The organism is Syntrophomonas erecta subsp. sporosyntropha, assembly GCF_055395365.1.
Map to the genome: position 1 here is coordinate 2648732 of NZ_AP042459.1, position 24850 is coordinate 2673581.

Genomic DNA, 24850 nt, shown 5'->3' on the forward strand with positions numbered 1-24850 from the left:
GTCAATTAAAGCGCTTCCCGCGTATATATATGACTTTTGGCAAACCAGTTACTGTCAAGTTTAACATCAACTTTATAGGGGTTATAATAAAGTTCAACCCTTTCTATATGTTCCTTTAATTCTGCCAGGAAAGTCTCTAGAATAGTAAAGTCGTATATTATCTTGTCTTCCTTGTTTTCCTTAAAAACGCTTACATAGCCATCTAAATGGGGTAAATAGAGGTTGTCACCTTCTTTACAAGTAACAAACAAAGCCATTTCGTTTTCACAGCCTGCCTTACTATTGGTATTTAATGCGGTGGCCCCCAGCAGGGCACCTTCTTTAAACCTTTCATAGGCTTCTTCGGTATATCCTTCAAAGCCATCGAGCATTGGAATGTATTCATCGTAATTATTTGGATTTATGCTAAATGGATAAACATAATGTGCTTCATCGCACACGATTTTTTTGCCTAGTGAAGATGCATCAGCATCTTCTTTTTTGGGATTACGAAAAGGGGAAAGAATGTCCTGTACCTCAATATTGCTGTCCTCAAACTTATTCATACCCTGCCCTACTTGAACTGCCCCTGTTAGGCTTATATTCTGTTTTCCAACTGCAAATGTGGCACCAAAATTCAGTACATCTAACGCCGAAAAAAGATTCCCCAATACTTCTGATGATTTAGTACTTGCTAGTAGTTCTGTTTCAAAAATCTCCTCATAACGTTGACTGAGTTCTTTCGGCTGCAGCTTTTCCTTTTCTTCGCTCTTTCCTTTTTTATCAGTTATGATATAGGATTTAAAATATAGTATTTTCTCGCCCTGGTTTACCCAGTAGCGCTTAATGCTGTATTTAAAGGCCTTATCACTACCAAAAATACTTCCATCACTTGTTGTTTTAGGACGACCGGTAAAGTCGGCATTCCAGTTTGCCATATAACAACCAATCCCTGCTAATCCGTATACACGTTTTATCATTTTAGCCATTTATAGTTCCTCCCCAGATTTTTCATAGAATAAATTTTTCGCCATTAAACCTGCCAAAAGCATATCCCTGTTAGTACCTTCTAGTTTCATATTGGTTTCATAACCCATAACCATAGAAAAGCCATTCCTGAAACGAACATTACCTAGTGCTATTTCATGTCCATATGTGTCTAACAGATCTTCAAGACGTCGTTTTAGTATGGCTACGTTCTTAGCTCGTAAGATTGGTTCCATCATACCTAGGTTTTTACGATCAGCCTTCGATTGTGCCAGTAAGTAAAAGGCTAATTGACCAGCTAGAAAAGCAAATTCTTCGTTGTTAGCACAGGTCACCAGTTTGTCTTTGCTATTTAATTTTTTAGTTAAACTGCCATAGGCTTGATTTATCAAAGTAGCCACCTCTTCCCCTTCTTTTAATCCCAGGTGTTTCATTAATGCCAAACGCAAGTTAAAGGCATCTGCCTGCTGGTAAAGCGCTAAACCCTCAACCGTTTTACAAAGCTGCTCCTCTATAAGCTGGCGTGAATATTTTAAAATAAAAGGGCGAATACTTATGGTTGTCCCCTTATAGAGAAAGTCATATAAAGACTGTCTGGTTATTACGAAAATCGATTGCATGTGAGATGTAAAGACACTTCCTTTTACTTTAGGAATATCACTATTTAAAAATGAAGTTGCTAGTCTACCAGCAAAAAAACATTTACTGATTTGCTTGTGTAAAGCGCCCGTGGACTGGATAGTATCATATGTTTTCGTATACCAGACTCCTGTTTTCTTTTCTTTTTCTTGACGGAGTAAAATATTATCGACTTCTATATCCCAATTAGCAGGAGATTTAAAAGGGACATTTTCAAAATAGTCTATCTGACCACTACTATCGAGTCGAATATGAAAGGCTCCATCGTTATCATCCCCTACGGGAGAAAAAGGGCTGTGCATCGAAAGAACCTTTTCGCTCATTTTCCCTTTTGATTCCAACCATTTATAAAAATTCTTTATAAGAACTGCTTCCTCAAGGGATACTCTGGTCGGTACTTTTGTTCGCATGGTTTTCAATTCTAAAAATGGCTTTTTCGAATTCATACTTACATCGTAGGCAGGTAATCCGTAAATACGATCGCCTTTTATCACATTAAAATCATTAATATTAAAAATCCTGGGTATCATATATAATTGGTATTCCTTTTGATAAAAATCTTCAGTAGCAACAAAGAAAACTTTTATATAGTTAGAAAATGGATTAGTTTGCTTAAAATTATTAAGGAAGATAGCAAAATCAACAAAATGCTTCTGCCAGAACTTTCTAGCCCTATCAAAGATATCCTGTCTGTATTTTGATTTAAGATGTTTTAACAAATCAGCGTACTGGTTGGCGAAAAAATTCTCCCGTTGTTGTGTGTTTCTCGCTTTTTCTGCCTTTGTTGACCCTGTAATAGGGTATACCTTTAATAAGGTCTCCCTTGTTGAACTAAGTCCTTTATTAAAAAAGTTATCAATATGAACTTGTAGTTCTGCTGGTTTAAAGGTCGGATTCTTACCGAATAATAAATCAGATTTCCAAAAAAGAGTTAAACAATTAGTATTGTGTACCTTGCGGGCAGGCAGATCCAAACATTTGTTCATATCATCATTAAGAACACTACTGTAGTAATCACGTCTTTTAATCCAATTAGCCAATTCTTTTTTACTTGGATCTAGTTCCTCTTTTTTGGCAACAATCATGTAATCTAGATCCCTGGTGTTCTCTTCCAGAGATTTTTCCAAATCAAAACGTATATACAGTCCCTCTTTTAAGATATAGTTGTCAAATAGAGTTTCAGGATGTATTTCCATTTCATCAGCAAAAACTGGAGCAAAATCTTTTAGCACAAATACACCTCCTTATTTAAACAAATTTTCCATGGCAAAAGCCCGCTCCCAGCGCAGAGTTCTTCTCGGCAAGACCTGCACCAAGTACGGTGAAAGCTAGTTTTTGCGATTGCTCATCTTCATTGATTACAATTCTAGCCTTATGCCCAAGCACAGAAATATTTTTATAATGCATTACAAGTGGTTTGTTATTTAATAGATAAATACCCTGGATAAATGAATCTCTAAACACCTCCTCACCAAATAACTTTTTATATTTCTTTTCAGCGTTCCCATGTAGCCTGTTCAATAACAAATCAAAGTCATGCTGTTCAGGCATCCATGGCTTCCCATCTATCGTTACGACAAAAGGGGTTAATGTATACAGTTCCTGTATAAACCGGCGACAGAATCGTTTTTTTTCAATCGCCAACACTTGAAATATTTTGTTATCATTTTTTCGTATACATGGAATGATTTGATCAATAAAATCTTCCCTTAATGAACGAATTGTAAAAATATAGACATTTCCAGCCTGATAAGTTTTGTTTTTTTCGAGGGGCCAGAGACCCGAAAATACATAAAACTTATAACCATCAGTTCCATGTAAGTTGGTTAAGTTATGGTTTTCCATCATAGAACGATTGATATACTTTCCAATCTCCTCCTGCACATCTTGAAAAAAGAGGGGTTTTTTTAAAAAAACTGTTATAATTGCTTCATTAAGGTACAACCTCTTTTCACCTCCTATGGTAAAACTATACAACACAATTATATCATACCTTATTTAAAAATACATATGAGATTACTATTTTTAATAGTGTAATCTAAAAAGATATGTTATGCTATATTCGCCTAATAACCTTAGTATTAGATATATTTAAATTATGTTTTTTTCAATAGCATGCTTCAGTATGCTTCCTTAACTTTTTAACCGTAACACATAGTGTATTTTAGGTAGAAGAAAAAATGGGCTTTCCGGCCTAAAACCAACTGGCAATATATTGTTTACATTGGAACCACTTATACTGGTGCTCCTACTATTACTATGTTTATTGCTAAAATATTCCGGTGGTAAATCAGCTGGCTTATCCTTGTTACCATGTTCCTTTGATCCCCTAGCTAAGATTTAAAGCACCAGAACTTTAGAGAGTAAGTAACGACTCCTTAAGCTGGCTAGCCGCAACCAGGATCTACGTTGATTTCTTTATATTAAATGGGTGCAATTCATTATTGATTTCAACATAATTTAATCCCATAATGATTTTCCAATCCTTTTATCAAATTATAGCAAATATTTGCCAAACCCGTTTCGACTTTTAAAATTTCTATTACAAATAAATTCTTCCCCCAGCTTTTAAAATTTACATTTTCCATCTTCTTTCTGGTGAATCTGATCAGCTTTTATTACAATAGTGAAGATGGTCTTACCAAAGTTTTAAAATATTCATAATATTTTTTTGTAGAACTGGAGGAATTATGGAAGATCGTAACAATTATTCCTACCTGGAGGATATTACCCGCAAACAGTTCTTAAGGTTTGCTATACCATCGACTGCCGGATTATTATTATTCTTGATTCCTTTTACCATCGACGGTCAAGTTACCCTGCTTTTAAACTTATTGATTAATTGGACTAGTAATCTATTAGGAACTAGCTTAATTCCCTGTATAATAGTCATTCTGTCCATATCGGCAATAGTATCAGTACTGGGACTTATTAAGCCCTCGTTTTTTAAAGGTTACTGGCAAGATTTATTTGTTACCTCTCCTTTTATGGTTGCGGTACGTATAAGTGCGGTAATTTTGGGGATTTTGATTTTTTTAAATCTCGGACCTGAGGTGATATGGGAAGAAAATACCGGAGGATCAGTGCTAAATAACCTGCTGGCTAATCTCACTCCCTTTTTCCTGTGGGCGGGATTGTTATTCCCACTGCTTACTGAATTTGGCTTGATGGAATTCATCGGTACCCTGATGAGCCCTATCTTACGCCCGGTATTTAAAATACCCGGTCATGCCGCCGTAAACTGTGCACTTGCCTGGATGGGTAGTGCTACTTTTGGGGTGGCATTTACCAGTCAGCAGTATGAGAAAGGTTATTATACCGGTCGTGAAGCTATTTCTATTGCTACTGGTTTTACAGTTACTTCGATTCCAATGGTAGTAGTATTTAGTAAAATACTAGGCATTCCTCAAATGTTTACTACCGTCTATGCTTCTTTTATAGTAGTAGGGTTTCTGACCAACTTTATCATGGTTAGAATCCCACCTTTAAGCCGTAAACCGGAACACTATCTTGTCCCCCATTCCGGCAGCTATGAAAATGAAAATTCCCAGGCAGGAATTCTTACCAGAGCTGTTCTGGCAGCAGTAAGCCGTAACGAAACTCCACCAGGAAAATGGAAATGGTTTTCCGGTTTAAAACTAACCGGCAATATATGGTTTACACTGGAACCACTTATACTGGTGCTGGGAACTATTGCTATGATTATTGCTGAGCATACTCCGGCGGTAGATTGGCTGGCTTACCCTTTTATTTTCATATTAAGTAGTCTAGGTATACCAGAAGCAGTTGCCGCTGCCCCGGCTATGGTGATCGGATTTTTTGATGCCTTTCTGCCTATAATTGTAGGGGCCGGAATTGGTTCAGAGTTCACGAAATTTGTAATATTAATTGTTTCTTTGGTACAAATCATCTTCATGACTGGGACAGGACCATTAATATTAAAATCAAAAATGCCGGTAAACTTTCTCGATCTGGTCATGATATTTCTATTAAGAACTTTAATCGCCATACCGGTTACGGTAGGGTTGGGGTATCTGATTTTTTAAAAAATTACGATATGTTTTGGCATACCAATCTATAAAACCTAGGAATACAAATCATAGCACCATGTAATTCCTGATTGAAATAGCTTGTAAACCGACTATTAAGGATGTTACAATACCCCTGCAGGGTATTAAGACAAAATGATAATAATTATTTGTTCTAAAACACCCTTAGTCTAGGAAAAAGGAGAGATATAGCATGGCGATGATTCATACAACCCCCTCCACCATAGAAGATATTAAGCAGATTCTGAAGGATCAAAAAATTGATCTAACCAGCCTGCGCATTTATGAGATGGCTGGTTGAGGCGGCAGCAGTTTTAGTCTGGCTCTGGATGAGCCAGGTCAGGGCGACAAAACCGAAGAAATTAACGGGCTGCGCTTTGTAGTTGCGGAAAACCTGTTAGAACTTTACAAAGGTTTTTCCATTAGCTCAGTTGAGTACGGAAACCAGACTTTTTTCCGGGTAATTCCTAATATAGAGCCTACCTCTGAAGGAGGATGTGCTTCCTGCACTTCCTGCGGGCAATAATGAAATTGCGTAATCTTTTGGAGGTGTTTCCCGCAGGCCTATTGCGGTTTGTTCCTGTGTAAAATGCAAAATCCCGTATCACTTATCTTTTACAGTGATACGGGATATTTTTTTAGAATTTAACTAGATTAAGATTATCTTAAGCCCCTAGAGCAGGCCCTACTGCCATGTTTCCTATAGCCCCTGATTAGATGGAAACTTTTATGTGCCTCTTCCCCGCCTTGTAAACCGGCAGGTGGAGCAGATAATAAATTCATCTAGTCCGCCAGCATTAATCTTTCCAACTGCAGAGGTTCAATATACTGGCCGTTTTTGTAGGCCCTCATATTTCCCCCTGAAATCTCATCAATTAAGCCAATCTCCTGATCTTCTCCCAGTCTGCCAAATTCAAATTTGATATCGTATAGTTCAATGCCCTTTTTAGCCAGTTCCTCTTTAACTATAGCGGCAATTTTCTGGGTAAGCCCTTTAATTACCTGGTATTCTGCGGATGAAAGAATACCTAACATATCTAGAGCATCTTCTGTTATGGGAGGATCCTGACGGTCATCATCTTTAAGAGTAACTTCCACAAAGGCATCTAGTGGCTGACCTTCTTCTACGTAAGCCCCATAACGACGCAAGAAACTACCTACGGCCCTGTAACGGCAGATTACTTCTAATCCATTACCAAAAACGGCGGCCGGCTTTACGGTCATGGTTGCCGCTTCAATATTGGCATCAATATAATGAGTAGGAATTCCCCGCTCTTTTAATAATTCGAAAAAAAACGTGCTTAATCTAAGTCCGGCCTTTCCAGCTCCTTCGATAGTTAAGCCAACTGTATTAGCTCCCGGATCAAAGACTCCATTCTCCCCAGTAACGTCATCTTTAAATTGGAGAAGATAATTTCCATCTTCTAAAGCATATACATCTTTAGTTTTACCTGCGTAAACTAGCTTCATTAGTATTTATCCCTTCCTAACAATTTGGAATATAAATAGTTTACCTAAATACTGCCCTAAAAATCAATTCTAAAGGTGACATTTTTTGCCCAAAATATTACTACTGGTAATCTGTTATGTAGACAGCAAATGCTCATATCGGTACTTTCACAATAATAAAAAAAGCCGGGCAATAAGTTGCTGGCTTTTTTATTTATCCATATATAAATTAATATCTTTTAATTTTAAATCGGCTGGTATTCCTAATTCCTCTTTTTGTTCTTCAAAGGCTTCATCATCAAGGGGCCCATAGACCTTAGAGCTTTCAGTATCAAAAATCCAATAATCAAATACTTTTTCACTTGTTACCTGATTACTATCTGAATTATCAGATCTTCTTTTCAGTCCTTCTCTTTTGGAGACGATATAGCAATCAGTCCAGGCAATCTCTATTATTTTGGATTTAATGATGAGATTATCTTCTTTGGAACTATTAGGATTAAAGATTTTTACATCATCTGCTGCCGAACGAACCAATTGGTAATCATCATTGACATTATAAGGATAATCTGTTCTGTCTGGGTCTGGAAAGAATCCTATCAATAAATTTTTCATTGTTATCCTCCCATTATTTCTCTCGTTACCGTATGCTTATATTTATATTATAAAACATTACTGATGCAGTGGCGCAACATTTCCATAAATAGAGGGTTGTTTTAGTCTAAGCCTTCCACTTTTGGACAAAAAACAATCCTTTTAATTCCTATCAGATAGTAATAGTGGTCCATTTAAAAAAAGGATCAGGCTTTCAGATTTTTAACGGCCTGATCCTTTTAGTACCTAGTTTATCCTGTAATTTTAAAATATACATTTCTATTTAAGTTGGCTAGGCAATGAGGATTTTATTGCCCTTTTCTCTGGCTTTCATAACTTGCTTTACCAGGTTTTCCAGCTTAATGGCGTAGGATCTTACATATTTACCATTGGCACCCCGAAAGCCACCTTTGTATATAAATTTAGAGCGTTCTACCATTCGTCTGCCCCCTTCGGAAACAGTAAATGCTCCTACCGCTCTAATATTTTCCCTACGATTTTGTCCTAAAATAAACTGCCGGGCAAAGTCACGAATCAATGTCCGGGTATAGGTTTTATGGTGTTTGTCATTTAGGTCAACAATAACCGAATAGATGTAAAGATAAATTTCCGGTGTTTTAAAAGATACTGCGTGACACACAGCTTCATCTTCTTTAATCTGCCCTTTAAGAACTTTTTGCCAGATTTCATAGGGTAACGGAATAGCTCCATAATACCCCTTTAGTTTGTTTCCCACTTTACATAGTCGAAACATCTTAGGGTCTTTTTCAATTAGTTTTTTCATTACGTTGGGTATAGATTGCCAGCAGGTATCAAAATACTTCTTTTCAAACCCCAGCATAGCCGGAACATCTTGAATCCCGGCGCACCCAACCGTGCATGCTGGTTCTTCCATGGTTTCACCTTCCTAATATGCGTAATAAGCCCCGGGATTAAATCCCGAGGCTTCTAAAATAATTTTATCACTTTTATTCCCATTTTTCATGGTGTGAAGCTAGCACCAGAAGACCCAAAAGCATAGTATCATTAAGCTTATCTGATTAGGTTTAGCTTCTATGCATTCTAACTCGTCCCATGGCTGCTAATCCTCCTGCTAAGACCTTATCCACCTAGGCATGGTTAATATGAATGGCAGCCTGTTTACTTTCTTCCCAAATAAGTTCAACAATTTCTTTCTTAAGATCAAGAAATTCCTGGGTAAGTAGAATACTGTGATCCCGTGGACGTGCCAGTGGTACCTGAATGGTTTTCTTAATAGTTCCCGGTTGACGAGTCATAACATATATCGTATCAGCTAAAAAAACAGCTTCATCTATATCATGGGTAATAAATAGAACCGTTTTTTGATCCCTTTCCCAAACCTGCAATAACAGTTCCTGCATTACTACACGGGTTTGGGCGTCAAGTGCTCCAAAGGGTTCGTCCATGAATAGAACTTCAGGATCGTTGGCCAAAGCCCGAGCAATTGCTACACGCTGCTTCATTCCTCCTGAAAGGGCCTTTGGATAAAGCTTTCTAAACTTAGCCAGTCCAGTTACATTTAGATAGTGATCCACTTTTTCTTTAATAATCTTTTCAGATAACCCTCTTTGACGTGGACCAAAGGCCACATTATTCTCAACCGTGAGCCAGGGAAAAAGAGTATAAGCCTGGAAAACCATCCCCCGTTCCGGCCCCGGCCCGGTGATTATTTCTCCCCGTAAGGAAACACTACCTCGACTGGCTTTTTCTAATCCGGCCGCAATTTGCAGCAAGGTGGTTTTTCCACAGCCACTAGGTCCAACAATTACTGCAAATTCATTAGGTTGAATTTCCATATTAATATTCTCAAGGGCATTTACCCTGCCCTCTCCACTTCCATATGTTTTGTATATTCCTTTGATATTCAGCATTATTTACCCAGCCTTTCATGCCATGGAAAGAGTATTATTGACAGGTATTTAAAAAGGTAGTCAGTAAGAATTCCTAGACCGCCTATAACAATCAGCCCGGCAAAAATCTGGTCGGTATGCAAAAACCTCTGTGACCTTAAAATCATGAACCCTAGTCCCGAGTTAGCTGCCACTAATTCTGCTATTACCAGATAGGTCCAGGCCCAACCCATACAAATCCTTAAATTATCCATTATTCCGGGCATGGCCGCAGGAAGAAGTACCCGACGATAAGCAGTTCCCCCGCTGGCTCCTAAAGTGTAAGCTGCTTTAAGCAGTTCTCCAGGCACGGAAGCAACCGTATCTTGAACCATTAAGACTAATTGGAAAAAGGTACCTACGAAAATAACAATAATCTTTTCAAACTCACCGATACCGAAATACAGTATCATCAAGGGAATCAAAGCGGAAACAGGTAGATAGCGTACAAACCCGATGAAAGGAGAAAAAAAGCCTTCTACCTTTTTATTGGTAGCCATTCCAATTCCTAAGGGTATAGCTAAGGCTGCCGCAAATAGGAATCCCACTACGACCCGGCCCAGGCTTATCAGGGTATAAGGAATTAGCACCCCAAATTCACAATGAAGGGTAACAAATGCCTTACCTACATCGACCGGTGAAGGTAAAAAATATGGTTTTACTTTGAGTCCGAAGGTTAGCAAACACCAGACCAAACCAATTATAAACACGGATAATAACATGTAACGGCGAGATATTGCCTTGCTCTGGTCAACCGTTTCATCTGATGCTTCTCCTTTATTTGAAGTCTTAAAACTGATCATAAGTCCTCCCAATACAATTACCATAATAGTTGACTAAAAACTTGGTTAAGTGGTAGCTTAATCCTGTAGTGTTTCCACTGTACGGGTTGAAAGTATTCGTTGAAGGTATTATGGACAGCAAATTAGCGGAGAAGCTCCCTTAGAATGGGTTCTCCGCTAAATACCTGCTACTAAACTAAAACCATCTATTATTTAGAAGTCGCCTTAACAAACTCAGGTCTTATGATATCATCAGATTTTACGGATTTTTCCAGTACGTTTTTGTCAGTCCAAAACTTAATAGCTAGGTCAGTTAACTTATAGATATTTGCCCCACTATAATCCCGGTTAAAGAAATTAATATTTTCTTCCTTACCCATAAATTGGACCCCACTAGCCATCTCGGCTACCTCATCTACACTCAGGTAAAGTGCCTCGGCAATTATTTTATTTCCTTCTTCAGGATTTTCCTTATAGAAGGCTACCGCTTCATTCCAGGCTTCCACTAACCCTTGCACCGCTTCCGGATGCTTATCAATGAAATCCTGACGCATCGATATCACATCCACAATAATTCCAGGGAAATCACGGCTGGAAACAAGTACATGTCCTCCGTCCCTCTGGTTCGCCTTTGACAACCATGGTTCCCAAGCTATAGCCGCATCCAGTTTACCTGCTACAAAGGCTGCCCCAGCATCTCCGGCCGTCATTTCCTGAATATTAATTTTGCTTTCGTCAACCCCGTATTTATCCAGCACTGCCAGGAAAAAGAAATAACTGGTTGATGCCTTGTCCAGGCCGATGGTTTTCCCTTCCAGGTCTTTAACCGATTTAATTTCCCCAGAAGCAATAATACCATCTCCTCCATATGACTGATCCATGGCACATACAAAATTAATCGGTGCTCCTTGGGCATTATGTATAACTTCCCGGTCTACCACATTTCCCAGGGCCTGAATCTCATTAGCCGCAATAGTCGCCGCATACTGTGATTCATCCTCAATAATGACCATTTCAGGTTCTATGTTGTGATTTTTAAAGAACCCCTTCTCCTGAGCAATATATAAAGGTCCATAGCCCACCCAAGTACAATGCCCGATTTTAAACTTAACCGGTTCATTGGTTTGGCCGGCATTAGGACTGGATTGCCCACCACAACCTATAACCAGTGTGGCCCCTAGGACCACTACTAGTAAAGCAACTAATAGATAACGAAACGATAGTGACTTTTTCATTTTTTGCCTACCCCTTTTAATAGTTTTTTTGCTATTTTCGACAAACAATCTAAATATCCTTTTTCATGCTAATATTTTGCCATATCATCTCTTTAGTAAGATAAATCACTTATTAAAGATTAGCATAAATTAAAGGGTTTTTGTCCTTAAAGATGAATAATATCTATTTGGAATATTAACGGAAAGCAGGTATATTGAATGGTCTACTATTACTTACCAATTGTTCTTACTATCGTTGCCAATGTTTTTTACCACATATTTCAAAAATCTATACCTGAAGCTGCGAATCCAATGTTATCACTGATTATCACCTATTTGACTGCAACACTATTGTCGGTGCTTATACTGCTGTTTGGTTTTAAAGATACTTCTATAATTGCAGAAATCAGAAAGGTAAATTGGGCTAGCTATGCTTTGGGAGTGGCTATTATAGGGTTGGAATTAGGTTTTTTATTAGCTTACCGGGCGGGATGGAATGTTAGTTTAGGAGCATTGATATCTAATATAGCTGTTTCAGTATTGCTAATTCCCATCGGAATAGCTCTATTTAAAGAAACCCTTACCATGCAAAGTTTTTTGGGTATCGTCTTGTGTGTCAGTGGTCTGATATTAATTAATAAGTAATCCCTGCTGCCTTGCCGTATAGCTTTGGCGGGTAACCATAAGTGGGTTTTCTGCCTTTATTGGTTTTCCTTAATAGCCTATGCGGCTAATTATTTGCTAAAAGGGGATAGCCTATCCCCTTTTAGTCTTTCAGTATATCACTAAGTTGGTCGGATAGGGTGTGCATGGGAATAGCCAGGGTTCGTCCGGCGTCTTTATCTTTCTCATTCTCCTGGGTAATAGCAAAAACAATTCCTACTACTTTACCTTTACTATCTAATACCGGACTACCACTGCTTCCACCCCTGGTAGGGATTTTAATATCAAAAATTACGGAATCATTATGCAGGTAATACTGCCCTACCTCCCCCTGAGAGGCAACCCGTTCAATACCCATAGGGTTACCGATAAAAGTTACCATTTCAGCCGGTGCTACCTTACGATCTAATTCTAGTTCCAGATAGGGCAGTTTAAGATCGCTTTTTTGGCCAGGGATAAATAGGACTGCTGCATCGGCTTCCCCTAATTGTTCAACCTGGGAGGTAATATAACTCCTGCCATCTTCCAGAGTGATTTTAATCGGGCGACTCCCCTCCACCACATGCTGGTTAGTCAGGATAATACCAGAAGGATGAACTATAAAACCAGTCCCGATCCGTACTTCCGTTCCCTTGGCAAAATCCTCCCGGCATTCAAGTGCTACTACGGCGGGACGACTTTCCTTAACTACGTCCAGGCATTGCAACCTCTGGTTTTGCTGTAAAAATTCAAAACGATCTGTCCATAAGTCAGGAATATTAGGCAGGCTAATCCCTAGAAATGCCAGCAGGACTAACAGGGCTGCTAGGCGTAGGAAGGCTGGTAATTTCCGTGGGATATGTTCTTCCTCCTCGTCCTCAAATTCCTCCTGCCACCATTCACTATATTCCATTTCATTTCCTTCATGCTCATCCCATTTCTCATCCATAAAGATCCATCTTTCACTAATTCATATATATATTAGCCTTATTCCGTAACAGTAAAAGTCTTTAGAATTTCTTCCCCATCTGTTACCATGTCCTGATATTCCCGGGCCAGTTTTTCGTTATCAACCGGAACCTGCACATCGGTGGCATAAGCCGAACCGAATAAATAGCGGTCATTTTCACCTATTTTTTTCAGCCCGTAAGGATCGCCTGCTTGCAGCACACTATCCTCATCCCATTCCGATTTTGGATATATTTCAATTCTAAAAATAACACCGTAGGCAAATTCTTTATTTAGATCGGCAATATTTTTGTTTTGAATATAGACTACATCATTAGATTCAGTTATGGTATATTTATCATGCCATTTTTCGGGAAAAGTAAGCGAAAAACCATAGGCTTCGTTTACATAGCTTAGGTTTTCCTCCGGGCTGTGTTTACAACCGACCAATGAAATGGTTATTACCATTAAAATTAAGCATAAAAAAACTAAGCCCTTTTCGCAAGTGTGAAGCATATCGCTGATTCTCCTTTGCCTATTAATTAGGGTAGCCTACTAATAAGGCCCCTCTATATAAATCAATAGTATTAATGACCAGGAAACTTTCAGCTTTAATAAAATTATTTTATATATGGTCTTTAACGGGGCGGTTTGCCGGTAGTTTCGAGCCGGCCGGCTCCATGCAGATCAGCCCAACTAATAAGCATGACTCCCCCAACTACTAGTGCACAGCCGCTCACAATCTGCCAGGTAACTACTTCATTTAAAAGGATTAGCCCTGCCACTAAGCTGACAATTGGCTCCAGGGTGCTTAGTATAGAAGCATTAGAAGCACCGACAATTTTAACTCCTTCATTAAACAAGATCAGGGCCAGAATAGTGCAAAAGATGCTTATTAAGATAGAGTAATACAACCCCATCAGAGTTAGTTGAGGCCAGGTACCCTGGACAGCGATAAATAGGAAGGAAAAGAACGCAGCTATTAGACAGACATAGTAGGTCATGATGGCCGTATTAATGTTTTCTAAAAGGGGATGCCCCACACAAATTACATATATACCGAAACAAACTGCCGATAGTAAAGCCAGGGTAACCCCGGACAAGGATACATTAGTGTCCCCTATTCCCGTAATTAAAAAAATGCCGCTTAAGGATACTATCAGAGCAATCCATTTTATAAGCGATAATTTTTCTTTAAATAAAACCAAAGCCATGATCATAACCAGCACCGGATAAAGGTAATGTAAAGAGGTAGCAATACCGGCACCAATATAGTTATAGGAAAAATATAACGTAAAAAGGGTACCCGTATAGCCTACCGATCCGGAAAAAAACAGCATCCCTCGCTGCTGTTTTTCAATATGAAAACTTATCCCTTTGCGCCTGATCATAACATAGAGTATGACCGCCGATATAAGTGACCTTAATAACACCACATCAAAGGTATTTAATCCGGTGGTATAGGCCAGTTTAACCCAAATGGGCATAATACCAAATAGTATAGCAGCTACTACTAAAAATAGTATCCCGTGCAACTTTTTCATTTCATGTTCCTCTCATTGCTAAGATTAATGCTAAAATTCTTAAATAGATAATGCTATCCTTAGCATACCATCGGCACCATCAAAAGCCAATCAAGTCCTTGCCGAGGTCCGGTTTGGTTGGGAAATAACTTATTGCTACGGTATAATTAGCTGGAGCCAGATATATAGTAAGAAAGCCAGTTGCTATGGGCGAATCTACCGGGATGTATAATTAACTGAAGTTAGATATATAGTTCCGCTACCCATTCGACCCCGTCACCAGTATGGGTTTATGGCTTCGACATTTGATATAAAGATGGAAAAAATGGGGAATGACTTAATTATGGATTTTTTACCGGTTAGTAAGGCTGATCTAAAAAAACGCAATTGGGATCAATTAGATATTATATTTGTGAGTGGCGATGCCTATGTTGATCATCCCGCTTGGGCGGCAGCCATACTGGGACGATTTTTAGAACGACATGGCTACCGGGTCGGGATTATTGCTCAACCCGACTGGCGAAACCAGGAGGATTTTAAAAAATTAGGAGCTCCCCGGCTTTTTTTCGGGGTATCAGCAGGCAATCTTGATTCAATGGTCAATCACTATACTGCCGATAAGAAAAAGCGTCGTGACGATGCTTTTTCCTCCGGGGGTAAGGCCGGATTTAGACCTGACCGGGCTACTATTGTGTATTCTAATCGGCTGCGGGAGACTTTTCCCGGAGTACCAGTAATCATTGGGGGAATAGAAGCAAGTTTAAGACGTTTGGCCCACTATGATTACTGGTCAGATAAAATACGCAGATCCCTGTTGCTAGACAGCAAGGCGGATCTGCTAGTCTATGGTATGGGTGAATATGTTTTACTGGAAATTGCCAGGTATCTTGAGACAGGCCGGGATATTAAAGATCTAGTTAGCCTTCCCGGTACCTGTTACAGTTCTCCCTTATTACCTGAAAGTGTCTTGGAAATTCCATCATATGAAACAGTAAAGGAGAATGTAAAAGATTTTTCCTTAAGTACTCACCTCATCTATAAAAATACTAATCCCTATTCTGCTTCACCATTAGCGCAAAAACACGGCGATAGATGGGTAATTGTAAATCCACCGCCACAACCACTTAGTACAGAACAAATGGATGCTATTTATGAGATTCCTTTCCTGCGCCAATCTCATCCTATGTATGATAAAGACGGTGGAGTTCCTGCCTTAACACCTGTCCAGTTTTCCATGCTCACCCACCGGGGATGTTTTGGAGGATGTGCCTTTTGTTCCATAGGATTGCATCAGGGTAAATTTATTCAGAACCGAAGTATAGAATCCCTTATAACTGAGGCCCAATCGTTCGTTACCCACCCTGATTTTAGGGGGAGTATTCCTGACCTAGGAGCACCCTCTGCTAATATGTATGGAATGAATGGCAAAGCAAGCTCGCAGTGTGAGAAATGCAGCCGCATAAGCTGCCTGTTTCCTAAGGTATGCAAAAATCTAAATACTGATCACTCGGCATCACTACGTTTATGGCGCCGGATACGAAAAATTAAAGGCATCCGTAATATTCGGGTTGCCTCCGGGGTTCGTTATGATCTAATACTAATAGATAAATCCGGACAGTACCTGCGCGAACTATGTCAACACCATGTTGGAGGACAATTAAAAATCGCCCCGGAACATGTGGCTTCTACAGTTACCGACTTAATGGGGAAACCAGGCCAAACTAATTATAAGGAATTTATCAAATCCTTTACGCAAATGAATAAAAAGCTGGGCAAAAAGCAGTTTTTGATCCCCTATTTTATTTCCGCTCACCCCGGCAGCAGTTTACAAGAAAGCATTGAATTAGCTGAGTTTGTCCGGGATCATATACAGTATTATCCCGAGCAGGTACAAAATTTCACCCCTACTCCTATGACTATTTCAACCAGTATGTATTATACCGGTCTTAATCCGTTTAATGGTCGGGAAGTATATGTCCCCAAAAGTACCTGGGAGCGAAAAGCCCAGCGATCTCTACTGCAGTATCGCAACCCTGCCAACCACAAACTGGCCCGAGAAGCATTAAAAAAGGCCGGGCGAACCGATTTAATAGGTTTCTCCTCCCACGCCCTGGTAACTCCCCACCAGGCTAAGCAAAGTAAGAAAAAACCCCGATAAAAGGGGGGACAGGGGGACAGCAAACCTGTCCCCCTGTCCCGATTATTCGGCTTATCCCGGTTTCATAACGCAATTTCTCGGCTATCTCCTGTATCTGGTCCGGACTGGAGACATTGTGCCCAAACCGGAGGTATTTTGTCCATTCGTCAGTGCCAAAGGTAAACAGCATATCTTCAGAATTAATTTCCACCGAAAAAAGATGGATACCGTCACAGTTGAACTTGTATACCTCCTCTCCAGATAAAACTCCGAAGCAGGATACTATCATCTCAACTGATTTCGTATCCGGGAGCAGTTTCGAGGCCTGATCCCTATTGTAACCTGCCATTATAGAAGAAGCAGTGGTAAAAATGGCGTTTTCTACAATGAGCCGGGCTGTTTTCAACTTTTGCTGCTGTTGGTAAAAACAGATTAGTGTCAGCAAGGTCAAGATTATAGCTAAATAGAGCAAAGCAAAACTTTCCCTGTAAGCCAGCCAACTGCATATTCCCAGCTCTATTACCGAGAATAAGCCCATAATGATTGATTTTCGCCTTAAAAGCTGCACTGCTTCGATCCTCCTTTCGGGTTGCCCTTGTCTGGTAGCTGCGCAGGGCCCCTGCTAAAACACACCCAACAGTTTGGCTGCTATCCCTGGCTAATAATATAGGAAGGATCAGCCGGTAAAGGCATAACTGTTTTGGCAAAGGGTACATCTTCGAAGAGCTCTCCGAAAAGATAGTCACAAAGCTTATCCAGAACGTCAGCTTTTAAGTCAACGGTAACCTGATACGCTTCGGTCTCACCCTCAGCCCCGGTAGTAACGTTTGTCCAGCTAATGACCGGCCAGGCTGAAACATCAAGGGTGCTCTGGATGCCGCTTCGGCTGGTTAATTCATATAATCCCTTGGCAGCAGCCATATCGATTTCTACTACTTTGGCGGCACCCATGCCGAAGATTTCTTCCAAATATTTTTGGATTATATCGGACTTGGCAAAATCGGTCATTTTGTATTTCAGGGCTTCTTTACCTTTTCCCCATTTGACTAGGGTCGTATCAGGAACCAAATCCTGCAGCCATTTGGCCATCGGAATGCCGAGGTTTTCCTGTACTACTTTGTTTTTCAGGGCTTTCTGAAAAAAGCTGCCCGCAATCGATTTCATGCTCATAGCTGTTAAATCACTAGCAGTAGCAGTAATCGCTGCATACAGGTCGATCTTGCCGTTTCTGTCCAGGTTGTCATAAAGGTTTTTAGCGATTTTCCAGACCAAAAAGCCTCCCACTACCACACAGACCTGCTTGAAATCCACTTTTTTGCCCATCTTTTCATCAAAAGCGTTGCCGATTAGGTTGTCAAAGGCGACGTTGATATTTTTACCGGTCTCCAGCTGTTCGAATTCAAACTTTTCTCCCCAAACCAGCTTGTCTATAACTTCACCCAGGAAAGAAGCGAATATATCCTTGGCCGGGGAGAGGATTGCATCGGCTGTGTTACCGTAATAAGTGCTGATCAGATAGGAAAGGGCCTGGTCGCCAAACCATTTGATCCACTCAGCATAGTAGATCATTTTATCCAGCTCATCAGCGATTTCAGCATATTCTGAGGCGTCTTTGGTGTAATAGGTAATGGCATCCTGACAGATGCGCTTATTGATCAGACGCAGTTCAGCCCTGGACATCTTCTGGCCATTTTCCCGCAGCACCCGGGCAATTTCCGGGCTGATCCCGCCTACCCGGCTGACGATGCGTTTCATCTTGGCAAATTCTTCTTCCCAGCCGTCCATAGGTCCAGGGCCGCCGCCGATTAAACGAAAGGGGAGATTCAGCGTATATTTCGTATTCCCATAGGTACAAGAAACAGGCAGGGCAACATAGTAAGGCTGGCCCTCCTCTTCCACCAGGGCTTCCTGAGGCGCAAATTGGTATTCCTTCAGATTGCTGACAATTTCCTCAATGGTATATTTGAATCTTTCCACCAGATGACAGGTACGTTCATCAGTTCCTTGGATGTGGTCAAATAACGGGGTGAATTCATCCGGTTCCATTACCCGCACCCGGCGCTGGTCATTACCATCCACCTCCGGCACGGCAAATTCCACCACGAAACCAGTGGGCAGCACATCACCGTACTCATCGGTAGACTCATTGTCAAAGGTTCCCACCAGGGCATAACCATTTTCATCGAACTCCAGGTCACGAACGGAGAGCCCCTCGGGATAAAGCTCAATTTTGACGCTGTTTTCCGCCAGTTCCTGCTCGTTTTCGGCCCGTATCCCGATAAAGGCTGTCTGCTTGACAGCTTTATGGGCTTCGGGTGCGGCGCTGTTGTTTTTCACCTTGAGGATATACTGGTTATCTTCGATTTCTTCTATCGTACAACTGAAGGGAGCACCTTCATTAGGGTCACATAGGACGGAAAAAGGCTTTTCCATGAAATCATTGACCATTACCAAGGTTTCGTAACTGCCTTCATCACCCAGAAGCATAGGAATGGTCATGATAAGATAGTTGCCCTGCTCGGGGAAGGAAATGTAGGGCTTACCTACCAGCCGGAAGGTAACATTGTTCTGGAAGGAACCTGCTTCACCAGTATACTTGATGCTGACCACACCTTCACCCGGATTGGGACCGCCCGGTACCGTCCGGGCGGAAACCAATGCTCCCATATAATTATCCGCCATCTGGCAGCCTTCTACCGATAAATTCTCCCCGGAGAAAATACTGATAGAAGCGGTCAGATCCGGTCGGTCGATTTCGTCCCCTTCGGGGGTTATCTCCACTATACGGGCATAAACGCTTACCGACTGGCTGTCATAGCGGATGGCATCGCCGAAGTCCTTGCGCAAACACATCTTATAACGGCTTTTTCTGCCATTGTTCTCTCTGCTGCGGCCGCTTCCTGCACCGGTAATAGCTGCACCGATGCCCAGAATGGAAATAGCTAGGGCTTCGGGAAGGGGTATCGAGGTTTCGCCCTGGTCTTTATCAGCCCGGGTATCTACCTGACCCTTTACCGCTCCGGCCGCCCCATCATTTTTGCCCAATTTGACACTTACTACTTGGAACCAGACATTGGCCTGGTTATGTACATCTTGCTTATTGGAAACATCTGCTTCGCCGCGGTTGGGGTACTCCCATTTCTCGTTTTGGTTGCCCAACAGAGTTAGATAAATCCGCAGAATACCGTTATCATCCACGTACCAGTTAATTCGGTCATCCACACTGTCATTCAAAGTAAATTCACCGGTATAAATTATGTCTCCTAAAGAAGAGTCCCCTCCATCAAGATGATTCTTTGAACCCCGGGATGAGGATGTGCCCGCTGTATCATAGGCTAGCTTAAAACGTGGCCCTGTCCAGTCGCTGCTTTCGATATAGTAGGCCACATTATTAAAGCCTAGATCCATGGAAGCGTTCCATTCCCAGGCATATTCACCTAGTACTCCCGGGTTTTCATGGCCGCTGCTGCTGCCGCTGTGGGTGATGCTATAGCTGCTTTTCTCACCGGCTTTTAAGATCCACTTTTCCCCGTCAAAAGGATAGGTATCCTGACCGGAAGACGGGTTAGAATTGCCAGTAGCCATTCTAATGGCGGCATAATCCAGGGCCAAAGGTTCAAGCACTAATTCCACTGGTAAGAATTCCTTTTCCAGAATCGCCTTGCTAATATCGCTTTTAGCAGTCAGCTGCATCCCCGCAAACTCCTGTAGATCGTAATAGTCTACCGGGTCCACGTAATCTCCCGCTTTAGGATCGGCAGCTAAAGCTGCCATTGGCAAAACTGAGACCAGAATAAGTGCGAATATAAGAGATAGGGATAAGATCCGTTTTCTCATGGAGTCGGCACCTCCTCCCTTGGGTTGCCGATCAGTTTAGCAATAGCAGCAGCAATGAGTAAAATTGCGCCCAGGATATAGCCGTTAAAGGCGCCCGGTACAACCGACAGTACAAAAGCAAGGGCAAACCCAGCTCCCCAGCCCACCATAAAACGATGCATTCCGAATATGTTTTCCGCTTTTGACCCGCCGACACCGGCCAGGCTCCGCAGAGAAAGTCCCAGGCAGGCTATAGAGACCATGCTGTTTTGCAACGAGGTGCTGCCCACCATAATATTGTACAGAATTAGGGCCAGTGCCATCCCCAACAGCCAATTGGATCTGGTGGCCTTGTCTCCTTTCAGGCCGCCGATTACAACAGATAATCCGGCTTTCATCTGGCCCCAGGTGCTTTTATCTATGATCAAAGAGGTGCAAAAGGCTGCTAGTAAGCCTTTGCCCACAATGCCGCCGATTTTATTCAGGAGTCCGCCCTGTAAACCGCCCCGGGCAAAGGTCAACCAGGACAGGAGTTTTGCCGGGACAGCATCTGTGGCTGCTGGCGGCAGGAAGATAAATACTATCCACAATACCGCTAAAACCAGTGCCGCTATTAGTCGCTTTTTATCTAGGAAGGCAGTCTTAAAGCCTGGTAATATCTGCCCCACTCCACTGGCAAAAAAGCCTAATACATTGGTAAACTCCGGCACAGCCAGAGGAAACATTTCCTGGGGCAGGGTCATTTCTCCGGTTGTAACAGGTGCCCGGCTGGTATGCAAGAGCTGCGTTGCTATTGAGGCCAATGCCGGACTGACATTCACGAGAATCCGCGGCTCTGTTTGTTTTGAAACGGTTTCGGGGTTGATCATAGGGGAAATTATCTTCTCCCCTCCGTGGCCTGCATCCTTGTTTCTAATCAGTGCCCCACACCTGGTGCAGAATTTTATATTTTCTTGCAGAGGCGCGCCGCAGGCAGTGCAAAATTTGCTCAAGCCATCATCTCCCTTCTTGAAAATAAAATACTTAATAACCAAAGGAGGCATTCTCTATGGAATTGCCTCCTAGACTGTTAAAAAAGTACTGCCTTTCTAACTTTAGCAGCGGAAGCTTTAGTAACATTAATTGCGACCATAGGAGCATCGGTGGTACTCTGAGTACTCCTGCGGAGGCTAAAGCCTCCGCTACACTACGCTTGCATACTTTATGTTTAATTCATTATTGCTGTAATGCTCCCGCGGAGGCTTTAGCCTCCGCTACGCCGTGTCATTGCACCCTACGGGTACTACTGATTGCAGTCCCTTCGGGAATTATGTCTTAGGTTGCGGGCGCGAAGCGATGCGGCCATCCAGAACTTAAATTACCATACTACTTCGACACTCATTGGCCTGTTTTTCGGCTTCCTGGGCCTTTTTCGAACTTAAATCACCATGCTGCTTCGACACCCTGAACCAATTTTCTATGCAATTGCCTCCTTTATGATTTAGATTCAGCCTGCCTGATTTGTGACCAAGCGCATAAGGATACTGGCTGCCTCTGCCCGGGAAGCATTTCCTGATGGATCGAGTATGCCGTCCCCTTTGCCGCTCAAAATTTGACCGGCCACTGCCCATTTAACAGTATCAAGAGCCCAAGGAGAGACTTTACTGCCGTCATGGAAGCTGTCCAGTTCTGTGGCAGCGGAAGTATCATATCCCTTGAACTGTGCATATTTATAAAAAATAAGTGCCATCTGTTCGCGGGTGATATTGTCCAGAGGACCGAATGTTCCGTCACCATAACCTTGAACGATCTCCTGGCTGTTGGCCCAGGAGACTGCTTTGCTGTAGTATGCACCTGGTAGAACATCCGAAAAAACCTGGTCTACACTCTCGTCATTTAGGCCTTCTAGCCGCCACAGAACCGTAACCAGCATAGCCCGGCTCATGGGTGTAGCCGGTTCAAACTTCTCTTCGCTGGTACCGGCAAACAATTGATTTTGGTATACGTAGTCAACCGAGTGGTAATACCAACCATTTTCCTCAACATCGACAAATGGCAAGGCCTGCGGTTCTTCTGGCAATATGGTTGGAATTTCAGTGAATAGAGCATTAACAGTTACATGACCGGATGGCATGGTGAATGAATAGGTTCCATCATCGTTACTGGTGTAACTTACTTCCTGACCATCTTTATCGAGAATGATCAGACGGTCGATTTGGTATCCCTCATCAGGGGTTACAGCAATGGTTACCTTGCTGCCAGCCGTTGAGCGGGTTTTGTCGAAGTTTATCTCTCCGTTATTGCTTTTCGTATCAACAGAAGCCGAATAGTAGGTGGGGCTGCTCCCGCCGCCGCCTCCGCTCGAAGAAGAGCCGGCACCAGCACGGGTGAGGGTAAGGGTGTAAGTCTCGGTGGTGGATTTATCCTGAGCAGTCACCAGTATGGTTATGGTATTAGCCCCTACATTTAGCCCTACTGTGCTGGGAGTGGCACTGATGGTTGTCACTCCGTTTACTTTAACAACAGCATCAGTTTGGTTTACTGTAGGAGTAACATTTACTGAGGTTATACTATGAGCAACACTGGCTGTATAACTGGTTTTGTCGGAAGCAAAGGCCGGGGACAGTGTGCCAGAATTTATGGTCAGCGCAGACAAGCTAGCATCGGAAGATGCCACCGAGGTGCTGTCTGTGATAGTTATGGTCAGTACAGGATCGATACCGCCGCTATAATCAAAGGTCAGATTGGCAAAGCCGGTGGTCAGGTTGGCCAGGTATTCCTTTTTGATGGTAACAGTATTATCATTGATGGTATAATCCGCATTTTCGGTTAATGGGGCACCACCATTATTTATGCCGATCAAAGTATGATTACCATCAGACTTGGTAACGGATATATCTGCGCCAGTGTATTTATCAAAATCAGCCTCTGAGGGATCAATGGAAGCATCTGCAGATGCGGTCCACTTGGCACTGTCAAAAGTGGGATATCCGTCAGACACTGCCTTCCACTTATATAGAGTATCGTCTTCAAGCTCATCAAGATTGGCATTGAGATTCGCAAGAAGATCATCGAGATCAGTAAAAGCTTCCACATCGGGAACCGCTGATGTGGCATTGCCAATTCCATAATCATTATCTGGCGTGATCGTATCTTCACTGTCCCAGTAACAGTACTCAATTGTATTAGTGCCTTCTGTAAGCCCCACTACTCCGCCTACATATGAAGTTAATTTACCTATTAAATCTCCAATAGATGCTGATACTGGTCCGGAGTGATAGCAGTTGATAAGCTCAGAATTATTAATTACTCCTGCAATACCCCCGGCTAATCTCGGAAAGCCAGTATTCTTTTCGGAAATAACTGCAACACTTCCTGAATGATAACAATTTATAATTTTGCTATTAAGTGCTATTCCCACAATGCCACCACCGCGTGAATCACCTAAATTATCAATCTTCCCTACCTTGACATCCCCAGAAACGCTTAAATTTTTAATCGTTGCACTTTCAATAATGCCAAACAATCCTGCATTGGCTTCTGACGTTATATCCACATTCATTCCGGTAATTTTGTGACCGTTGCCATCAAAATAACCTTGATAACCTTGAAAGGTGACAGTATATAAAGGCGAATATCCAATCGGCTCCCAATCATGTCCACTCAGATCCAAATCTTCGGTCAACCTGTAATAAGCATTTTGATAATCAGCGTCACCTGCATTGACACGCTCTGCCAAATAGGCCAGTTTCCCTGCGGTATCAATGATATAGGGATCAGCCTTTGTACCTTCACCCTCGGTTATGGGGTAGGCATTTCCATCCCAGGTGGTCCCATCTGCTGCAAAAGCCCTTTCTGGTAAAAGTGCAAACAGCGACAGCAGCATGGCTACGGTCAGCAACAGCGAAGTAATTTTTCTTTGCATTTTTCATCCTCCTATGATTAACTATCAAATATCCAAAACTCAAAAGAATTTTTGCTGCGGTGAAATAAATAGTGAACTTTATGTACCTTCTGAATCGAGTTTGCCATGATGATACTCTACTATCCTTAGTTTGGTTTCCAACTCCGTCATCTCACCACCCCCTATATTTCTAAAATTGCTCAAATATATATTTATATAAAATCAATGGGATTGTTGTCACTAAAAGGAATGATTTTCCACAAAAAAACCCCTCACCCGAAAGGGTGAGGGGCAGTAA

Annotated in this window: 19 protein-coding genes; 3 read left to right on the forward strand and 16 right to left on the reverse strand. The window is 41.8% G+C overall.

Annotated features, from left to right (window positions below; genetic code table 11):
• Positions 1-5 precede the first annotated feature (5 nt).
• Genes ACZ5Q0_RS12865 through ACZ5Q0_RS12875 form a run of 3 tightly spaced genes read right to left on the reverse strand, consistent with a single transcriptional unit; the run spans position 6 to position 3549 of the window.
• Positions 6-968: a type I CRISPR-associated protein Cas7 gene (locus ACZ5Q0_RS12865; protein WP_446820264.1), complete on the reverse strand. Its 963-nt coding sequence runs from the start codon at positions 966-968 to the stop codon at positions 6-8.
• Entirely contained in the window at positions 969-2837 is a 1869-nt protein-coding gene (locus tag ACZ5Q0_RS12870; RefSeq protein WP_446820263.1) for a hypothetical protein, read from the reverse strand.
• 16 nt (positions 2838-2853) lie between these two features.
• On the reverse strand, positions 2854-3549 hold the full coding sequence (locus tag ACZ5Q0_RS12875; RefSeq protein WP_446820262.1) for a CRISPR-associated endoribonuclease Cas6: 696 nt from the start codon (positions 3547-3549) through the stop codon (positions 2854-2856).
• Positions 3550-4295: 746 nt separating this feature from the next.
• On the opposite strand from ACZ5Q0_RS12875, the gene ACZ5Q0_RS12880 reads away from it, so the two are divergent.
• A complete protein-coding gene (locus tag ACZ5Q0_RS12880; protein ID WP_446820260.1) occupies positions 4296-5651 on the forward strand; it encodes a YjiH family protein in 1356 nt (451 codons plus the stop codon).
• A gap of 786 nt (positions 5652-6437) precedes the next feature.
• On the opposite strand, the gene ACZ5Q0_RS12885 is transcribed toward ACZ5Q0_RS12880, so the two are convergent.
• The 6 genes from ACZ5Q0_RS12885 to ACZ5Q0_RS12910 form a co-directional block, all read right to left on the reverse strand.
• Positions 6438-7124: a phosphoribosylaminoimidazolesuccinocarboxamide synthase gene (locus ACZ5Q0_RS12885; RefSeq protein ID WP_446820259.1), complete on the reverse strand. Its 687-nt coding sequence runs from the start codon at positions 7122-7124 to the stop codon at positions 6438-6440.
• A gap of 189 nt (positions 7125-7313) precedes the next feature.
• Entirely contained in the window at positions 7314-7718 is a 405-nt protein-coding gene (locus ACZ5Q0_RS12890; protein ID WP_446820258.1) for a DUF3997 domain-containing protein, read from the reverse strand.
• Positions 7719-7989: 271 nt separating this feature from the next.
• Positions 7990-8592 carry a hypothetical protein gene (locus tag ACZ5Q0_RS12895; protein ID WP_446820257.1) on the reverse strand — a complete coding sequence of 201 codons (603 nt, stop codon included), beginning with the start codon at positions 8590-8592 and terminating at the stop codon, positions 7990-7992.
• A gap of 214 nt (positions 8593-8806) precedes the next feature.
• Positions 8807-9589 (reverse strand): ABC transporter ATP-binding protein, encoded by a 783-nt coding sequence (locus tag ACZ5Q0_RS12900; protein ID WP_446820256.1) that lies wholly within the window; start codon positions 9587-9589, stop codon positions 8807-8809.
• Complete coding sequence (locus tag ACZ5Q0_RS12905) at positions 9589-10410, reverse strand: ABC transporter permease (RefSeq protein ID WP_447182584.1); 822 nt, start codon at positions 10408-10410, stop codon at positions 9589-9591. The genes ACZ5Q0_RS12900 and ACZ5Q0_RS12905 overlap by 1 nt, the downstream gene beginning before the upstream one ends.
• 188 nt (positions 10411-10598) lie before the next feature.
• Complete coding sequence (locus ACZ5Q0_RS12910) at positions 10599-11624, reverse strand: ABC transporter substrate-binding protein (protein WP_446820254.1); 1026 nt, start codon at positions 11622-11624, stop codon at positions 10599-10601.
• 198 nt (positions 11625-11822) lie between these two features.
• Here ACZ5Q0_RS12910 and ACZ5Q0_RS12915 point away from each other — a divergent pair, with 198 nt between their 5' ends.
• Positions 11823-12248: an EamA family transporter gene (locus ACZ5Q0_RS12915; RefSeq protein WP_446820253.1), complete on the forward strand. Its 426-nt coding sequence runs from the start codon at positions 11823-11825 to the stop codon at positions 12246-12248.
• 121 nt (positions 12249-12369) lie between these two features.
• Here the strand turns inward: ACZ5Q0_RS12915 and ACZ5Q0_RS12920 are convergent, their stop codons facing one another.
• From ACZ5Q0_RS12920 to ACZ5Q0_RS12930, 3 genes are all read right to left on the reverse strand, one after another.
• Positions 12370-13194, reverse strand: coding sequence for a S1C family serine protease (locus ACZ5Q0_RS12920; protein ID WP_446820252.1), 825 nt, complete (start codon positions 13192-13194; stop codon positions 12370-12372).
• A gap of 38 nt (positions 13195-13232) precedes the next feature.
• Complete coding sequence (locus tag ACZ5Q0_RS12925; RefSeq protein WP_464827167.1) at positions 13233-13661, reverse strand: hypothetical protein; 429 nt, start codon at positions 13659-13661, stop codon at positions 13233-13235.
• 170 nt (positions 13662-13831) lie between these two features.
• A complete protein-coding gene (locus tag ACZ5Q0_RS12930) occupies positions 13832-14737 on the reverse strand; it encodes a DMT family transporter (RefSeq protein ID WP_446820250.1) in 906 nt (301 codons plus the stop codon).
• 271 nt (positions 14738-15008) lie between these two features.
• On the opposite strand from ACZ5Q0_RS12930, the gene ACZ5Q0_RS12935 reads away from it, so the two are divergent.
• Positions 15009-16874, forward strand: a complete 1866-nt coding sequence (locus ACZ5Q0_RS12935; protein ID WP_446820249.1) for a YgiQ family radical SAM protein — start codon at positions 15009-15011, stop codon at positions 16872-16874.
• Here the strand turns inward: ACZ5Q0_RS12935 and ACZ5Q0_RS12940 are convergent.
• The 4 genes from ACZ5Q0_RS12940 to ACZ5Q0_RS12955 all read right to left on the reverse strand — a co-directional run bounded on the left by ACZ5Q0_RS12940 (position 16846) and on the right by ACZ5Q0_RS12955 (position 24573).
• A complete protein-coding gene (locus tag ACZ5Q0_RS12940) occupies positions 16846-17421 on the reverse strand; it encodes a hypothetical protein (protein ID WP_446820248.1) in 576 nt (191 codons plus the stop codon). The two genes, ACZ5Q0_RS12935 and ACZ5Q0_RS12940, sit on opposite strands and share 29 nt — an antisense overlap.
• Before the next feature lie 80 nt (positions 17422-17501).
• Positions 17502-20690, reverse strand: a complete 3189-nt coding sequence (locus ACZ5Q0_RS12945) for a hypothetical protein (RefSeq protein ID WP_446820247.1) — start codon at positions 20688-20690, stop codon at positions 17502-17504.
• Positions 20687-21712: a zinc ribbon domain-containing protein gene (locus ACZ5Q0_RS12950; protein WP_464827168.1), complete on the reverse strand. Its 1026-nt coding sequence runs from the start codon at positions 21710-21712 to the stop codon at positions 20687-20689. The genes ACZ5Q0_RS12945 and ACZ5Q0_RS12950 overlap by 4 nt, the downstream gene beginning before the upstream one ends.
• A gap of 443 nt (positions 21713-22155) precedes the next feature.
• On the reverse strand, positions 22156-24573 hold the full coding sequence (locus tag ACZ5Q0_RS12955) for an S-layer homology domain-containing protein (RefSeq protein ID WP_446820245.1): 2418 nt from the start codon (positions 24571-24573) through the stop codon (positions 22156-22158).
• Between the last annotated feature and the right edge of the window lie 277 nt (positions 24574-24850).

Excerpts from the sequence above, each read along its gene's own strand:
- ACZ5Q0_RS12950 (WP_464827168.1), bottom strand. The coding sequence starts at position 21,712 with ATGCCTCCTTTGGTTATTAAGTATTTTATTTTCAAGAAGGGAGATGAT.
- ACZ5Q0_RS12905 (WP_447182584.1), bottom strand. The coding sequence starts at position 10,410 with ATGATCAGTTTTAAGACTTCAAATAAAGGAGAAGCATCAGATGAAACG.
- ACZ5Q0_RS12955 (WP_446820245.1), bottom strand. The coding sequence starts at position 24,573 with ATGCAAAGAAAAATTACTTCGCTGTTGCTGACCGTAGCCATGCTGCTG.
- ACZ5Q0_RS12930 (WP_446820250.1), bottom strand. The coding sequence starts at position 14,737 with ATGAAAAAGTTGCACGGGATACTATTTTTAGTAGTAGCTGCTATACTA.
- ACZ5Q0_RS12890 (WP_446820258.1), bottom strand. The coding sequence starts at position 7,718 with ATGAAAAATTTATTGATAGGATTCTTTCCAGACCCAGACAGAACAGAT.
- ACZ5Q0_RS12900 (WP_446820256.1), bottom strand. The coding sequence starts at position 9,589 with ATGCTGAATATCAAAGGAATATACAAAACATATGGAAGTGGAGAGGGC.
- ACZ5Q0_RS12945 (WP_446820247.1), bottom strand. The coding sequence starts at position 20,690 with ATGAGAAAACGGATCTTATCCCTATCTCTTATATTCGCACTTATTCTG.
- ACZ5Q0_RS12895 (WP_446820257.1), bottom strand. The coding sequence starts at position 8,592 with ATGGAAGAACCAGCATGCACGGTTGGGTGCGCCGGGATTCAAGATGTT.
- ACZ5Q0_RS12885 (WP_446820259.1), bottom strand. The coding sequence starts at position 7,124 with ATGAAGCTAGTTTACGCAGGTAAAACTAAAGATGTATATGCTTTAGAA.
- ACZ5Q0_RS12910 (WP_446820254.1), bottom strand. The coding sequence starts at position 11,624 with ATGAAAAAGTCACTATCGTTTCGTTATCTATTAGTTGCTTTACTAGTA.
- ACZ5Q0_RS12915 (WP_446820253.1), top strand. The coding sequence starts at position 11,823 with ATGGTCTACTATTACTTACCAATTGTTCTTACTATCGTTGCCAATGTT.
- ACZ5Q0_RS12935 (WP_446820249.1), top strand. The coding sequence starts at position 15,009 with ATGGCTTCGACATTTGATATAAAGATGGAAAAAATGGGGAATGACTTA.
- ACZ5Q0_RS12880 (WP_446820260.1), top strand. The coding sequence starts at position 4,296 with ATGGAAGATCGTAACAATTATTCCTACCTGGAGGATATTACCCGCAAA.
- ACZ5Q0_RS12865 (WP_446820264.1), bottom strand. The coding sequence starts at position 968 with ATGGCTAAAATGATAAAACGTGTATACGGATTAGCAGGGATTGGTTGT.
- ACZ5Q0_RS12920 (WP_446820252.1), bottom strand. The coding sequence starts at position 13,194 with ATGGATGAGAAATGGGATGAGCATGAAGGAAATGAAATGGAATATAGT.
- ACZ5Q0_RS12925 (WP_464827167.1), bottom strand. The coding sequence starts at position 13,661 with ATGGTAATAACCATTTCATTGGTCGGTTGTAAACACAGCCCGGAGGAA.